This window comes from Arenimonas sp. (genome assembly GCF_041919775.1).
Taxonomy (GTDB): domain Bacteria; phylum Pseudomonadota; class Gammaproteobacteria; order Xanthomonadales; family Xanthomonadaceae; genus Arenimonas.
In genome coordinates this window covers 162,071-176,488 of the sequence record NZ_JAYRTE010000002.1, presented here as the reverse complement: position 1 = coordinate 176,488, position 14,418 = coordinate 162,071, and the positions used below count along the sequence as shown (strand labels likewise).

The 14,418-nt window shown below is 68.7% G+C and carries 12 protein-coding genes, 1 tRNA gene and 1 pseudogene; 11 read left to right on the top strand and 3 right to left on the bottom strand.

Going from position 1 to position 14,418, the window contains the following annotated elements; genetic code table 11:
• Window positions 1–7: 7 nt before the first annotated feature.
• A complete protein-coding gene (locus tag ACE3TE_RS02205; protein WP_374601761.1) occupies window positions 8–406 on the bottom strand; it encodes an acyl-CoA thioesterase in 399 nt (132 codons plus the stop codon).
• A 26-nt stretch (window positions 407–432) separates the two neighbouring features.
• Window positions 433–3,264: pseudogene (uvrA, locus tag ACE3TE_RS02200) on the bottom strand (excinuclease ABC subunit UvrA); the annotation flags it as partial.
• A gap of 204 nt (window positions 3,265–3,468) precedes the next feature.
• On the opposite strand from uvrA, the gene rplU reads away from it, so the two are divergent.
• The 3 genes from rplU (at window position 3,469) to cgtA (ending at window position 5,303) form a co-directional block, all read left to right on the top strand.
• Window positions 3,469–3,780 (top strand): 50S ribosomal protein L21, encoded by a 312-nt coding sequence (gene rplU / locus ACE3TE_RS02195; RefSeq protein WP_188661280.1) that lies wholly within the window; start codon window positions 3,469–3,471, stop codon window positions 3,778–3,780.
• An 18-nt stretch (window positions 3,781–3,798) separates the two neighbouring features.
• Complete coding sequence (gene rpmA / locus ACE3TE_RS02190; RefSeq protein ID WP_034225980.1) at window positions 3,799–4,059, top strand: 50S ribosomal protein L27; 261 nt, start codon at window positions 3,799–3,801, stop codon at window positions 4,057–4,059.
• A 170-nt stretch (window positions 4,060–4,229) separates the two neighbouring features.
• A complete protein-coding gene (gene cgtA / locus ACE3TE_RS02185; protein WP_374601758.1) occupies window positions 4,230–5,303 on the top strand; it encodes an Obg family GTPase CgtA in 1,074 nt (357 codons plus the stop codon).
• 124 nt (window positions 5,304–5,427) lie between these two features.
• Here the strand turns inward: cgtA and rpsT are convergent, their stop codons facing one another.
• Window positions 5,428–5,697 carry a 30S ribosomal protein S20 gene (rpsT, locus tag ACE3TE_RS02180; protein ID WP_034225985.1) on the bottom strand — a complete coding sequence of 90 codons (270 nt, stop codon included), beginning with the start codon at window positions 5,695–5,697 and terminating at the stop codon, window positions 5,428–5,430.
• Between the two features lie 125 nt (window positions 5,698–5,822).
• Here rpsT and murJ point away from each other — a divergent pair, with 125 nt between their 5' ends.
• The 8 genes from murJ to ACE3TE_RS02140 all read left to right on the top strand — a co-directional run bounded on the left by murJ (window position 5,823) and on the right by ACE3TE_RS02140 (window position 14,389).
• On the top strand, window positions 5,823–7,403 hold the full coding sequence (murJ, locus tag ACE3TE_RS02175; RefSeq protein ID WP_374601756.1) for a murein biosynthesis integral membrane protein MurJ: 1,581 nt from the start codon (window positions 5,823–5,825) through the stop codon (window positions 7,401–7,403).
• A 23-nt stretch (window positions 7,404–7,426) separates the two neighbouring features.
• Window positions 7,427–8,383, top strand: a complete 957-nt coding sequence (locus ACE3TE_RS02170; protein WP_374601754.1) for a bifunctional riboflavin kinase/FAD synthetase — start codon at window positions 7,427–7,429, stop codon at window positions 8,381–8,383.
• A 68-nt stretch (window positions 8,384–8,451) separates the two neighbouring features.
• Entirely contained in the window at window positions 8,452–11,217 is a 2,766-nt protein-coding gene (gene ileS, locus ACE3TE_RS02165; RefSeq protein ID WP_374601925.1) for an isoleucine--tRNA ligase, read from the top strand.
• A complete protein-coding gene (lspA, locus tag ACE3TE_RS02160; protein ID WP_374601923.1) occupies window positions 11,214–11,717 on the top strand; it encodes a signal peptidase II in 504 nt (167 codons plus the stop codon). The genes ileS and lspA overlap by 4 nt, the downstream gene beginning before the upstream one ends.
• 7 nt (window positions 11,718–11,724) lie before the next feature.
• Window positions 11,725–12,675 (top strand): 4-hydroxy-3-methylbut-2-enyl diphosphate reductase, encoded by a 951-nt coding sequence (gene ispH, locus ACE3TE_RS02155; RefSeq protein WP_374601752.1) that lies wholly within the window; start codon window positions 11,725–11,727, stop codon window positions 12,673–12,675.
• Between the two features lie 37 nt (window positions 12,676–12,712).
• Window positions 12,713–12,788, top strand: a tRNA-Thr gene (locus ACE3TE_RS02150).
• 126 nt (window positions 12,789–12,914) lie between these two features.
• Window positions 12,915–13,526 carry a hypothetical protein gene (locus ACE3TE_RS02145; RefSeq protein WP_374601750.1) on the top strand — a complete coding sequence of 204 codons (612 nt, stop codon included), beginning with the start codon at window positions 12,915–12,917 and terminating at the stop codon, window positions 13,524–13,526.
• Window positions 13,527–13,636: 110 nt separating this feature from the next.
• Window positions 13,637–14,389 carry a MauE/DoxX family redox-associated membrane protein gene (locus ACE3TE_RS02140; protein WP_374601748.1) on the top strand — a complete coding sequence of 251 codons (753 nt, stop codon included), beginning with the start codon at window positions 13,637–13,639 and terminating at the stop codon, window positions 14,387–14,389.
• The last annotated feature ends 29 nt before the right edge of the window (window positions 14,390–14,418 follow it).

Genomic DNA, 14,418 nt, shown 5'->3' with positions numbered 1-14,418 from the left:
TCGCGGCTCAGGCCGAACAGGCGGCGATGACGGCGTCCGGTAGCGGCACCGACTGGCCACTGCGGTCCACCCACACCAGCACGGTGTGGCCGTCGCAATACAGCACGTCCGCGTCGCCCGCCGACGTGATGCGGTGGCCGAGGGTGAGGCTCTTGGTGCCGATGCGTTCCGCGAACAGTTCGACGCGCACGGTTTCCGGCCAGTTCACCGGCCGCCGGTAGTTGAGCTGCACGGCGGCCATGATTGGCGCGGCCGTTTCCCCGGCCCAGTCGCTGCTGAGCGACTTGAACCAGCGCACGCGCGCCTCTTCGATGTAACCGAGGTAGCTGGCGTTGTTGACGTGGTTGAAGGCGTCGAGGTCGCGCCAGCGCACTTCCAGGTCGACGCCGAAGACGACGCGGTTCATGCCTTTTTCCTCTTGCGCGGGGCCGGCGCCGGCGAACCGGCGAGCAGCTTGGCCAGGAACTGGCCGGTGTGCGAATGTTTGTTGGCCGCCAGCTGTTCGGGCGTGCCCTCGGCGATGATCATGCCGCCGCGGTGGCCGCCTTCGGGGCCCAGGTCGATCACCCAGTCGGCGGTCTTGATCACGTCCAGGTTGTGTTCGATGACCACGATGGTGTTGCCGTCGTCGCGCAGCTTGTGCAGCACGGCCAGCAGGTGTTCGATGTCGTGGAAGTGCAGGCCGGTGGTGGGCTCGTCGAGGATGTAGAGCGTGCGCCCGGTGTCGCGGCGGCTCAGCTCCTTAGACAGCTTCACGCGCTGGGCTTCGCCGCCCGACAGCGTGGTCGCGGACTGGCCGAGCTTGATGTAGCTCAGGCCAACGTCCACCAGGGTTTCGAGCTTGCGAGCCAGCGCCGGCACCGGTTCGAACAGGGTCAGCGCGTCCTCGACCGTCATTTCCAGCACGTCGTGGATCGAATAACCCTTGTAGAGGATCTCCAGGGTTTCGCGGTTGTAGCGCTTGCCGTGGCAGACGTCGCAGGGCACGTAGACGTCGGGCAGGAAGTGCATCTCGACCTTGAGCAGGCCGTCGCCCTGGCAGGCCTCGCAGCGGCCGCCGCGCACGTTGAAGCTGAAGCGGCCGGGCGCGTAGCCGCGGGCGCGTGCTTCCGGCACCTGCGCGAACAGCTCGCGCAGCGGCGTGAACAGGCCGGTATAGGTGGCCGGGTTCGAGCGCGGCGTGCGCCCGATCGGGCTCTGGTCGATGTCCACGACCTTGTCGAACAGGTCCATGCCGACCACTTCGCGATGCGGCGCAGCGGTATGCGAAGCGCCGTTGAGCTCGTTCGCGGCCAGGTGGTAGAGCGTGTCGTTGATCAGCGTGGACTTGCCCGACCCCGAGACGCCGGTGATGCAGGTGAACAGGCCCGCCGGGATCGACAGGTCGACGTCCTTGAGGTTGTTCCCGCTGGCGCCCCGGAGCTGCAGGATCATCTTGGGGTTGGGCTTGTGCCGCTGCTTCGGGATCTCGATGCGGCGGCGGCCGGACAGGTAGTCGCCGGTGATCGAGCGCGGCGCCTTCAGCACGTCGGCGTAGCTGCCCTGCGCGACCACTTCGCCGCCGTGCACGCCGGCGCCCGGGCCGATGTCGACGATGTGGTCGGCCAGGCGGATCGCGTCCTCGTCGTGTTCGACCACGATGACGGTGTTGCCGAGGTCGCGCAGGCGGGTGAGGGTGCCGAGCAGGCGTTCGTTGTCGCGCTGGTGCAGGCCGATCGAGGGTTCGTCGAGCACGTACATCACGCCGACCAGGCCGGCGCCGATCTGGCTGGCCAGGCGGATGCGCTGGGCTTCGCCGCCGGACAGGCTGTCGGCCTTGCGTTCGAGCGTGAGGTAATCAAGGCCCACGTCCACCAGGAAGCGCAGGCGGTCGTGGATTTCCTTGACGATCTTGGTGGCGATCTCGCCGCGCCAGCCCGCCAGCGACAGGTGCGAGAAGAACTCCAGCGACTCGTCCACCGGCAGCTTGGTGATTTCCGGCAGGTTGCGCTCGGCGACGAAGACATTGCGGGAGGCGCGGTTGAGGCGGGCGCCGCCGCAGTCGGGGCAGGGCCGGTCGGAAATGAACTTGGCCAGCTCCTCTTTCACCACCTGCGATTCGGTCTCGCGGTAGCGGCGCTCGAGGTTGGGCACGATGCCCTCGAACTTGTGCTTGCGCTGGGTGCGGCCGCCGGATTCGGTGAGGTAGGTGAAGGTGATCACCTCGTCGCCGCTGCCGTAGAGCACCGCCTGGCGCACCGGTTCGGACAGCTCCTGCCAGGCCGCGTCCGGGTCGAATCCGTAGTGTTTGGCCAGCGAGGCGATCAGCTGGAAATAGTAGGCGTTGCGGCGGTCCCAGCCGCGCACGGCGCCGGCGGCCAGGCTCAGCTCCGGGTGCACGACCACGCGCGAGGGGTCGAAGAACTGGCTGATGCCCAGGCCGTCGCAGGACGGGCAGGCGCCGACCGGGGAGTTGAAGGAAAACAGCCGCGGCTCGAGTTCGGGCAGGGCGTAGTCGCAGACCGGGCAGCTGAACTTGGACGAGAACAGCAGCGGTGCGACGCCTGCATCGTCCAGGTCCTGCACCTGGGCCAGGCCGTCGCCCAGCTTCAGTGCAGTCTCGAAGCTTTCGGCCAGGCGCTGCTTTAGGTCCTCGCGCGGCTTGAAGCGGTCCACGACCACTTCGATCGTGTGCTTCTGGCGCAGGGCCAGGGTGGGCACGGCGTCGAGTTCGTACAGTTCGCTGTTCACCCGGACCCGCACGAAGCCCTGGGCCCGCAGCTGGTCGAAGACCTGGGCGTGTTCACCCTTGCGCTCGCGCACCACCGGGGCCAGCAGCATGTAGCGCCGGTCGTCCGGCAGGGCCAGGACCTGGTCGACCATCTGGCCGACGGTCTGGGCCTCCAGCGGGTACTGGTGGTCCGGGCAGCGCGGGGTGCCGACCCGCGCGAACAGCAGGCGCAGGTAGTCGTAGATCTCGGTGATGGTGCCGACCGTGGACCGGGGGTTGTGCGAGGTGGACTTCTGCTCGATCGAGATGGCCGGGGACAGGCCCTCGATATGGTCCACGTCCGGCTTCTCCATCACGCTCAGGAACTGCCGGGCATAGGCCGACAGCGATTCGACGTAGCGGCGCTGGCCCTCGGCATAGATGGTGTCGAAGGCCAGGGACGACTTGCCCGAGCCCGACAGGCCGGTGATGACGATCAGCCGGTTCCGGGGCAGGTCAAGGTCGATGTTCTTGAGATTGTGGGTGCGTGCACCGCGGATGCGGATCGTATCCATGCGCCGGGGAGGGCTCCTTGACGGCAGGCGGGAACGGGAACCCGGCAGTCTAGCAGTCCGCCCCGGCCCGACTGCCTACGCGGGGTGAATACGCTTGCGGGACAAGGGCTTGCGGCGGGCTGGGGAAGTCGCCTATAATTCCGCTTCTGTCCCGTCTGACCGCGGGCAGGTGTCTTCAAAATAACTACTAGAGGAATTCCGGTCATGTACGCAGTCATCGTTACCGGCGGCAAGCAGTACCGCGTAATGCAGGGCGAGACCCTGAAGGTCGAGAAGATCGACCTCGAGGAAGGCAAGAGCTTCGACATCGAAAAGGTGCTGATGCTCGGCGACGGCGACAAGGTCACCGTTGGCGCGCCCCTCGTTGATGGTGCCAAGGTCACCGCGACCATCAAGTCGCACGGCCGCCTGGACAAGGTCCGCATCGTCAAGTTCCGTCGCCGCAAGCACCATCGCAAGCAGATGGGCCACCGGCAGTACTACACCGAAATCGAAATCACCGGCATCGCCGGCTAAGCCAGAGGAGACAGCGTCATGGCACAGAAAAAAGGCGTAGGCTCGTCCCGCAACGGCCGCGATTCCAACCCGAAGTACCTGGGCGTCAAGATGTATGGCGGCCAGGCCATCGAAGCCGGCAACATCATCGTGCGCCAGCGTGGCACCGAGTTCCATCCGGGCCCCGGCGTCGGCCTCGGCCGTGACCACACCCTGTTCGCCCTGGTGAACGGCGTGGTGGATTTCTCGGTCAAGGGCCCCAAGAAGCGCCGCACCGTGAGCGTGGTCCCGGCGGCCTGAAACCCGCCCGGTTCCGCCTGAAGGGCCCCGCTTCGGCGGGGCTTTTCGTTTCCGCATGATGGCCAGGTGCGGGCAAAACCCCGGCCAATCCGGCCCGCGCCCTTCACGGCGCGGCGCGGACGGCCCACAATCAGCGCGGACGGCCCCGGGCCCCGCCAGGGAAACACCTCGTGAAATTCGTTGACGAAGCCACCATCACCGTCACCGCCGGCAACGGCGGCAACGGCTGCATCAGTTTCCGGCGGGAGAAGTTCATCCCGCTGGGCGGCCCGGACGGCGGCGACGGCGGCAACGGCGGCAGCGTCTGGCTGCAGGCCGACGAAAACCTCAACACGCTCATCGACTTCCGCCACCAGCGCCAGTACCGCGCCCAGCGCGGCCAGAACGGCATGGGCCGGCAGATGTTCGGCAAGGCAGGCGACGACGTGGTCATTCGCGTGCCGGTCGGCACCGAAGTCATCAACGTCGGCACCGACGAGATCATCGGCGACCTGACCGACCACGGCGACCGCCTGCTGGTGGCCCAGGGTGGCCTGGGCGGCAAGGGCAACGTGCACTTCAAGAGTTCGGTGAACCGGGCCCCGCGCAAGGCCGGCACCGGCACCCCGGGCGAGGAGCGCGAGATCCGGCTGGAGCTGAAGCTGCTGGCCGACGTCGGCCTGCTGGGTTTCCCCAACGCCGGCAAGTCCACCTTCATCCGCGCCGTGTCTTCGGCCACGCCGAAGGTCGCCGACTACCCGTTCACCACCCTGTACCCGAACCTGGGCGTGGTCAGCGTCGAGGTCGACCGCAGCTTCGTGATCGCCGACATCCCGGGCCTGATCGAAGGCGCGGCCGACGGCGCCGGCCTGGGCGCGCAGTTCCTGCGCCACGTGCAGCGCACCCGCCTGCTGCTGCATCTCGTGGACATGGCGCCGTTCGACGAAGGCACCGATCCGGTTTACCAGGTGCGCGCGATCGAGGACGAGCTGCGCAAGCACGACCCGGCGATGCTGGAAAAACCCCGCTGGCTGGTGCTGAACAAGGCCGACCTGCTGCCCGAGGACGAGCGCCAGGCGCGCGCCGAGGCGTTGGTGAAGTCGCTGGACTGGAAGGAGCCCTGGTTCATTTCCTCGGCCATCGGCCGCGAAGGCACCTGGCCGATCGTGCTGAAGGTGCAGCAGTTCTTCGACGACCAGAAGGCCGCGGCGCTGGAAGCCGCCGAGGACGTGGCTGCCCGGGCGGAGATGGCGCGCAATGGCTGAGCCGGTGGCGGCAGGCCGCGGCGCGTCTGACGCCGGCAAATCGCAGGCAGCAAAAAGGCCGGCTTTCGCCGGCCTTCGTGCGCTGGCCAGGGCGCCTTCCTGGAAGACCAGGGGCGCCGCGGGCTCAGGCCTGCTTCAGCGCCTTGATGTGGGCGGAGATGCGGCTCTTGTGGCGGGCGGCCTTGTTCTTGTGGATCAGGCCACGGGCCGAGTAGCGGTCCAGGATCGGCTGGGCGGTCGCGAACGCGGCCTCGGCGGCCGGGGCGTCCTTGGCTTCGAGGGCCTTGAGGACCTTCTTCACGGCGGTGCGCAGCATGGAACGCTGGCTGGCATTGCGGGCGTTGCGGACGACGGTCTGCTTGGCGCGCTTCTTGGCGGACTTGATGTTGGCCACGGAGGGCTCCTGAAAACGTTGGAAAATGGCCGGGCGTTGGGTTCCCGGCCGGGAATTGGGGGTCGAAAGACCCGAAATTATGGGGTAATCAGTAGCTTGAGTCAAATACCCCCCGGGGGCCGGCCATGAGCGCCCCGGAGACGGCCCGGGGCCGGGGCGGGCTGCTGCGTTCCACCGCGGTTTTCAGCGCCATGACCCTGCTTTCGCGCATCGCCGGCTTCGCCCGGGACGTGGTGCAGGCGCAGGTGTTCGGCGCCGGCGGCATCGTCGATGCCTTCGCGGTGGCCTACCGGATTCCCAACTACCTGCGCCGGATCTTCGCGGAGGGCTCGTTCGCCTCGGCCTTCGTGCCGGTGCTGTCGGAGCTGCGCCAGCGCGGCGACCAGGCCGCGCTGAAGGATTTCCTGGACCACGTCGCCGGCGCCCTGTGCGCGGTGGTGCTGGTGGTCAGCGGCCTGGGCCTGCTGGCGGCACCGCTGGTGGTGGCGGCGATCGCCCCGGGCCAGCTCGACGACCCGGCCAAGTTCGCGCTCACTTCCGACCTGCTGCGCATCGTTTTTCCCTACCTGGCGCTGGTGTCGATGACGGCCCTGGCGGGTGCGGTGCTCAACAGCTTCCAGCGATTCGCGCTGCCGGCGGTCACCCCGGTGCTGCACAACCTGTCGGTGATCGCCGCCATGCTGCTGCTGGCGCCGATGCTGGCCGTGCCGATCCACGCCCTGGCCTGGGGCGTACTGGCGGCCGGCTTCCTGCAGCTGGTGCTGCTGTGGCCGGCGATGGGGCGGCTGGGCCTGCGGCCCCGGCTGCGGCTGAATTTCAGGCATCCCGGCGTGCGCCGGGTCGGGGCGCTGATGCTGCCGACGCTGTTTTCCTCGTCGGTGGCGCAGCTGAACCTGATCGTCGGCACCGTGTTCGCCTCGCTGCTGATGGACGGCAGCCAGAGCTGGCTGTACTACTCCGACCGCCTGGTCGAATTCCCGCTGGGGATGTTCGGCGTCGCCCTGGGCACGGTGATCCTGCCGCACCTGGCGCGCCGCCACGCCGACACCGACACCGCCGGCTACGCCAGCGCCCTGGACTGGGGCCTGCGCAGCGTGCTGCTGCTGGCGGTACCGGCGGCGCTGGGCCTGGTGCTGCTGGCCGAACCGCTGGTGCTGACCATCTTCGAGCGCGGCGCCTTCAGCGCCGGCGACGCCCGCATGACCTCGCTGAGCCTGATGGCGATGTGCATCGGCATCCCGGGTTTCATGGCGACCAAGGTGCTGCTGTCGGCCTTCTATTCGCGCCAGGACACCCGCACCCCGATGCGTGCCGCGGTGCGCACGGTGTTCATCAACGTGGCGCTGACGGCGGCGATCACCACGCCGCTGTGGTTGCTCGACGTGCCCGGCGCCCATGCCGGCATCGCCCTGGCCACCGGCCTGGCCGGGCTGGCGAATGCCTGGCTGCTGTGGCGGGCGCTTCGCCGCGAGGGCACGTTCGTGCTTTCGCCAGGCTGGGGCCGGCACCTGCTGCGCGTGGGCGTGGGCAGCGCGGCGCTGGCGGTGGCGGTGCTGGCCTGCATGCATTTCATCGGCGACTGGCGCGCCTGGGCCGGCATCGCCCGCTGGGGCCTGCTGCTGGCCGTGGTCGGCGCCGGCGCCGGTGCCTACGGCCTGGGCCTGCTGGCCACGGGCTGGCGGCCGCGCGAACTGCGCGGGCCGTGACCTGGCCCGGCTATAATTCGCCGATGGACAAGCTGTTCCGGGACGTCGAGGGCGACTGCATCGCCCCGCAGGGCAGCGTGGTTTGCATCGGCGCCTTCGACGGCCTCCACCGGGGGCACCAGGCCCTGGTCGGCCACGTGCGGGCGCGTGCGCGCGCCCTGGGCCTGAAGGCCGTGGCGCTGAGCTTCGAGCCCCTGCCGCGCGAATATTTTTCCCCCGACGACCCGCCGGCGCGCCTGCTGCTGCCGCGGGCCCGGTTCGAGGGCCTGTGCGCGCTGGGCATCGACGCGGTCGGCCTGCTGCGCTTCAACGCGGCGATGGCGGCGATGTCGCCGGAAGCCTTCGTGGAAAGGGTGCTGGTGCAGCGCCTGGCCGCGCGCGAAGTCTGGGTCGGGCCGGGCTTTCGCTTCGGGCACCGGCGCGCCGGTGACCTGGCGACCCTGCAGGCGCTGGGCCGGGAACATGGCTTCGAGGCATTCGAGGTGCCGGTGGTCGCCGAAGACGGCGAACGCGTGTCGGCCAGCGCCATCCGTGCCCAGCTCGCCGACGGCGACCTGGACGCGGCCGCCCGCGCCCTGGGCCGGCGCTACGCCATCGCCGGCACGGTGGTGCGCGGCAAGCAGCTGGGCCGCCAGCTCGGCTACCCTACGGCCAACATCCGCCTGGCCGGCAAGCGGGCGCCGCTGGGCGGCATCTTTGCGGTCTGGGTTCACGGCATCGGCCCCGAACCGCGCGCCGGCGTGGCCAGCCTGGGCACGCGGCCGACGGTGCAGGGTGTCGAGCCCCTGCTCGAGGCGCATGTGTTCGACTTCGACGGCGACCTCTACGGAAGCCGCCTCGAAGTGGAGTTCGTCGCCAAGCTGCGCGACGAGGAAAAATTCGACGACCTGCCGTCCCTGGTCCGCCAGATGGACGAGGATTCCCGGCAGGCCCGGCGCGCCCTGCGCCACGACAAGGAAACACCCGGAGTGAGTGCGTGAGCGAAGTGACCGACACTGGCGGCAAGGACTACAAGCACACCATCAGCCTGCCCGAGACCGCATTCCCGATGCGCGGCGACCTGCCCAAGCGCGAGCCGGGCATGCTGGCGGCGTGGCAGCAGATGGGCCTGTACCAGCGCGTGCGCGAAAACGCGAAGGGGCGGCCGCTGTTCGTGCTGCACGACGGCCCGCCGTATGCCAACGGCTCGATCCATATCGGCCACGCGGTGAACAAGATCCTCAAGGATCTGGTGGTGAAGTCGAAGCTGCTGTCGGGTTTCGACGCGCCCTACGTGCCGGGCTGGGACTGCCACGGCCTGCCGATCGAGCTGGTGGTCGAAAAGAAGCACGGCAAGGTCGGCACCAGGCTCGACGCCGCCGACTTCCGCGCCAAGTGCCGCGAGTACGCCGCCGAGCAGATCGAAGGGCAGTCGAAGGATTTCCAGCGCCTGGGCGTGCTGGGCCAGTGGGACAAGCCCTACCGCAGCATGGACTTCCGCTTCGAGGCCGACATGCTGCGTTCGCTGGCGAAGATCGTCGAGCGCGGGCACCTGACGCGCGGCGTCAAGCCGGTGCACTGGTGCTTCGACTGCGGTTCGGCGCTGGCCGAAGCCGAGATCGAGTACGCCGACAAGGTGTCGCCGGAAGTCGATGTCGCTTACGACGCCCATGAACCGGCCGCGCTGGCGGCGAAGTTCGGCGCCGACAGCGGCGACGCCATCGTCGCGGTGCCGATCTGGACCACCACGCCCTGGACCCTGCCGGCCTCGCTGGCGGTCACCCTGGGCGCGGAAATCGACTACGTGCTGGTCGAAGGCCCGGCGCGCAATGGCAAGCGCGTGCTGCTGGTGCTGGCCGAAGCGCTGCACGAGGCCGCGCTCAAGCGTTACGGCATCGAATCGCCGCAGGTGCTTGGCCGCGCCGTCGGCGCCGACCTCGAAGGCCTGGTGCTGTCGCATCCGTTCTACGAGCGCGACATCCCGCTGATCCTGGGCGACCACGTCACCACCGAAGCCGGTACCGGCGCCGTGCACACCGCGCCCGGCCACGGCCAGGAGGACTACCAGGTCGGCGTGAAATACGGCCTGCTTGAGAAGTACAAGCAGCCCCAGCTCAACCCGATCGGTGGCAACGGCGTTTACCTGCCGGGCACGCCGATCTTCGAGGGCCAGTTCATCTGGAAGGCCAACGACACGATCACCGCGCTGCTGGCCGAGCGCGGCGTGCTGCTGGCGTCCGGAAAGATGGAACACAGCTACCCGCACTGCTGGCGGCACAAGACGCCGGTGGCCTTCCGCGCCACGCCGCAGTGGTTCATCTCGATGAGCCAGGCGAACCTGCGCCGTGACGCCCTCGCGGCGATCGGCCAGGTGGGCTGGGTGCCGGACTGGGGCCAGGCGCGCATCGCCGGCATGGTCGAAGGCCGCCCGGACTGGTGCATCAGCCGCCAGCGCACCTGGGGCGTGCCGATCGCGCTGTTCATCCACAAGGTCAGCGGCGAACCGCATCCGCGTTCGGTGGAACTTATGCGTGCGGTCGCCGACCGCGTCGCGGAGCAGGGCACCGACGCCTGGTATTCGCTGGACCCGGCCGAACTGCTGGGCGACGAGGCCGGTGACTACGAGAAGGTCAACGACATCCTCGACGTCTGGTTCGACTCCGGCGTCACCCACGAGGCCGTGCTGGCCGCGCGCCCGGAAGACGGCCTGCGCAAGCCCGCCGACCTGTACCTTGAAGGCAGCGACCAGCATCGCGGATGGTTCCAGAGCTCGCTGCTGACCGGCATCGCGATGGACGGCGCCGCGCCCTACCGGGAAGTGCTGACCCACGGCTTCACCGTCGATGCCCAGGGTCGCAAGATGTCCAAGTCGGTCGGCAACGTGGTCGAGCCGCAGAAGGTCAACGACGCGCTGGGCGCCGACGTGCTGCGCCTGTGGGTGGCCTCGGCCGACTACCGCAATGAAATGTCGGTGTCCGACGACATCCTCAAGCGCACCGCCGACGGCTACCGCCGCATCCGCAATACGCTGCGCTTCCTGCTGGGCAACCTGCACGGCTTCGACCCGGCGGCCAACGCCGTGGCCCACGACAAGCTGCTGTTGCTCGACCAGTGGGCTGTGCACCGCGCCCACGCGCTGCAGGCCGAGATCACCGCCGCCTACGCCCGCTACGACTTCGCGGCCGTCGTCGCCAAGGTGCAGAATTTCTGCACCAACGACCTGGGCGCGGTGTACCTGGACGTCACCAAGGACCGGCTTTACACGATGCCGGTGGACAGCCTGGGCCGGCGTTCGGCGCAGACGGCCATGTTCCATATCGCCGAAGCCTTCGTGCGCTGGATCGCGCCGGTGCTCAGCTTCACCGCTGCCGAAGCCTGGGGCTACCTGCCCGGGAAGCGCGAGGAGCACGTGCTGTTCGCGACGTGGTACGAGGGCCTGGCCCCGATGCCGGCGGAGGCCGCGCTGTCGGCCGCCGACTTCGACCGCCTGCTGGGACTGCGCGAAGAAGTGAGCAAGGTGCTCGAGCCGATGCGCGCCGGTGGCGCCATCGGTGCGTCGCTCGAAGCCGAGGTGGAGCTGTCGGTGGATCCGGCCCTGGCGTCGAAGCTGGCGCCCGTGGCCGACGAGCTGCGCTTTTTCTTCATCACTTCGCGGCTTGATCTCAAACCGGGCTCCGCCGCGACTTCGGTGGACGCCAAGGCCAGCGAACATGCCAAGTGCGTGCGCTGCTGGCACTACCGCGCCGACGTCGGCGCCGATGCCGCGGACCCGCAGATCTGCGGCCGCTGCGTCGAAAACGTCAACGGCGCCGGTGAATCCCGGCGGTGGTTCTGATGGCCGGCCCGCGCCCGAACGCGCTGTCCTGGCTCGGCCTGTCGGCCGTGCTGGTGGCGGTGGACCAGTGGAGCAAGTGGCTGGCGGTCTCCCGGCTGGAGTACGGCAATCCGGTGCCTTTCATCGACGGCTTCTGGAACTGGACCCTGGTGCACAACTACGGCGCCGCCTTCAGCTTCCTGTCCAGCGCCGGCGGCTGGCAGCGCTGGTTCTTCACCGCGCTGGCGATCGTCATCAGCACCGGCCTGGTGGTCTGGCTGGCGCGCACGCCGCGCAGCGACTGGCGCTCGGCGCTGCCGTTCGCGCTGATCATCGCGGGGGCCATCGGCAACGTGATCGACCGCATCCGCTATGGCTACGTGGTCGATTTCGTGGACTGGTACGTCGGCACCTGGCACTGGCCGGCCTTCAACGTGGCCGACTCGGCCATCGTCGTGGGCGCCGCGCTGCTGGTGGTGTTGAGCTTCAAGTCACCGGACACGACCGGAAAGGGCGGATAATCGCGCCATGGACGTCATTCTCGCCAACCCCCGCGGTTTCTGCGCCGGCGTCGACCGCGCCATCGAAATCGTCAAGCGCGCCATCGATTCCCTCGGCGCGCCCATCTACGTACGCCATGAAGTGGTGCACAACCGCTTCGTGGTCGAGGACCTGCGCCAGCGCGGCGCGGTGTTCGTCGAGGAACTGGACGAAGTGCCGGCCGGCGCCACCGTGATCTTCAGCGCCCACGGCGTCTCCCAGGCGGTGCGCGCCGAAGCCGAGCGCCGCGGCCTGAAGGTCTTCGATGCCACCTGCCCGCTGGTGACCAAGGTGCATATCGAAGTGGCCCGCCACTGCCGCGCCGGCCGCGACGTGGTGCTGATCGGCCACGCCGGGCACCCGGAGGTCGAGGGCACCATGGGCCAGTGGCGCCGCGAACACGGCGAGAACCACATCCACCTGGTCGAGGACGTCGCCGGCGTCGCCACGCTGCAGCCCACCCAGCCGGACAACCTGGCCTACACCACCCAGACCACGCTGTCGGTGGACGACACCCGCGAGATCATCGCGGCCCTGCAGGCGCGCTTCCCGGCCATCCAGGGCCCGAAGCACGACGACATCTGCTACGCCACCCAGAACCGCCAGGACGCCGTGCGCGTGCTGGCCGGGCAGGCCGAGGTGGTGCTGGTGGTGGGTTCGATCAACAGCTCCAACTCCAACCGCCTGCGCGAGCTGGCCGAGAAGCAGGGCGCCCGCGCCTATCTGATCGACGGCGCCTCCGACATCAACCCCGAGTGGGTGGCCGGCGTGGCCCGGGTCGGCATCACCGCCGGCGCCTCGGCCCCGGAAGTACTGGTCCAGGACGTGGTCCAGCGCCTGCGCGACCTGGGCGCCACCGGGGTCGAGCACCTGGAGGGCAAGCCCGAGGACGTGGTGTTCGCCCTGCCCAAGGAGCTGCGGATCCAGCTGGTAAATTGACCGCAGGCCCCCCGAAAGCCTAGAATTCGCGCCTTCCGCCGGAATAGCTCAGTTGGTAGAGCGGCGCATTCGTAATGCGTAGGTCGCAGGTTCGACTCCTGTTTCCGGCACCAGCGTGACCAGAACGCCGCTCCCTCCGGAGCGGCGTTTTTCTTTGTCCCGGCGCGGGGATTTCCTACGGCGGCGCCGGGTTCGGCTTGCCACCCTTGTCCCGTCCAATTGCGGGCAAGGGAGGAAAGATGACTATTTTCAGGAAGCTGCTGGTCGCCGGGGTCGTGGCCGTGGGCGTTGGTTTGCCGGCCTTGTCGCCGGCCAAGGTCGCGGAACCCGGGTCGCCGGGGGAATGGGCCGTGCAGCCGGCCGAGGTCTGTTCGGCCCTGTCGGTGTCCAAGCACTACACGCTGGCCGATGTCGATTTCGACTGGATGCGTGACCAGCTCAATGCCACCCTGGTGCAGGTGCCGGCCAATGCGGCGCGCAGCCTGCCCAAGTCGGTGGGCTTCCGCATCCCGGCGTCGGCGACGCAGTTCGGGCTGCGGCTCGACTTCGCAGGCTGTGAATCCGTGCCTGGCCCGGTCAGCGAGGCGCTGGCCCTCGCGACGCCGCGTGGGCCGGTGAAAGACTGCCGCGATGCCGACTGCGACGATCCGGCACCGGGCTGGAGCGCGCCGGAAGGTTCGATGATGGTCCTGTGGACCTGCAGCAACGGCGTGTTTCGCGAAGTCGAATACAGGAAGGTGGATGGCCGGTGGCAGGCAACGTCGGTTCGCGAGGAGCGGATGGCCAGCTGTCCGCTGCCCAAGGATCCGGAAGAAGGGGGTGGTCCCCGGCCCAGTCCCGACAAGGGATGAGCGCATCGGCGGGGCGGGAATGGTTTCCCGCCCCGGTCAGGCAGGGTTCGGGCTTGGTGAGGCTGCAGGGCCTATGGTGGTGTCACCGTCGCCAAGGGAGCCGATCTGTCATGGCCCAGGCCAATACGCCCCAAGCCCGCCTGCATCGCATGGTGATGCCCGGACATGTCTGTCCCTACGGCCTGAAGTCGCGCTGGCTGCTTCGCCGCAAGGGCTACGAGGTCGATGATCGCTGGCTGACAACACGTGCCCAGACCGATGCGTTCAAGCTCGAGCACGGTGTCGAAACCACGCCGCAGACCTTCATCGACGGTCGCCGGATCGGCGGATACGACGACCTGCGCAGGCACTTCGGCCTGAAGGTCCGCACCAAAGATCAGACCAGCTACGTCCCGGTGGTGGCCGTGTTCGCCGTGGCGGCCCTGCTAGCCGTCGCCAGCCTGTGGCCGGCCCTGCCGGCGATTGCCCTGGCCGAACGCTTCATCGCGATCGGCATGTGCCTGCTCGCCATGCTTAAGCTGCAGGACGTCGAACAGTTCTCCAGCATGTTCCTCAATTACGACCTGCTGGGGCGGCGCTTCGTGCCCTATGCCTACTTCTACCCCTTCGCCGAGCTGGCGGCCGGCGTGCTGATGCTGGCCGGGGTGTTGCACGTGTTGTCGGTGCCGCTGGCGCTGTTCACCGGCAGCGTCGGCGCGGTATCGGTGTTCAAGGCCGTTTACGTGGAAAAGCGCGAACTGCGCTGCGCCTGCGTGGGTGGCGGCAGCCAGGTGCCGCTGGGCTTCGTGTCGCTGACCGAAAACCTGATGATGCTGGCCATGGGTCTGTGGATGGGCTGGCGTTACCTGCTGCCTGCGCTCTGAAGCCGGATGCCGGCCCCGAGCGGCCGGCG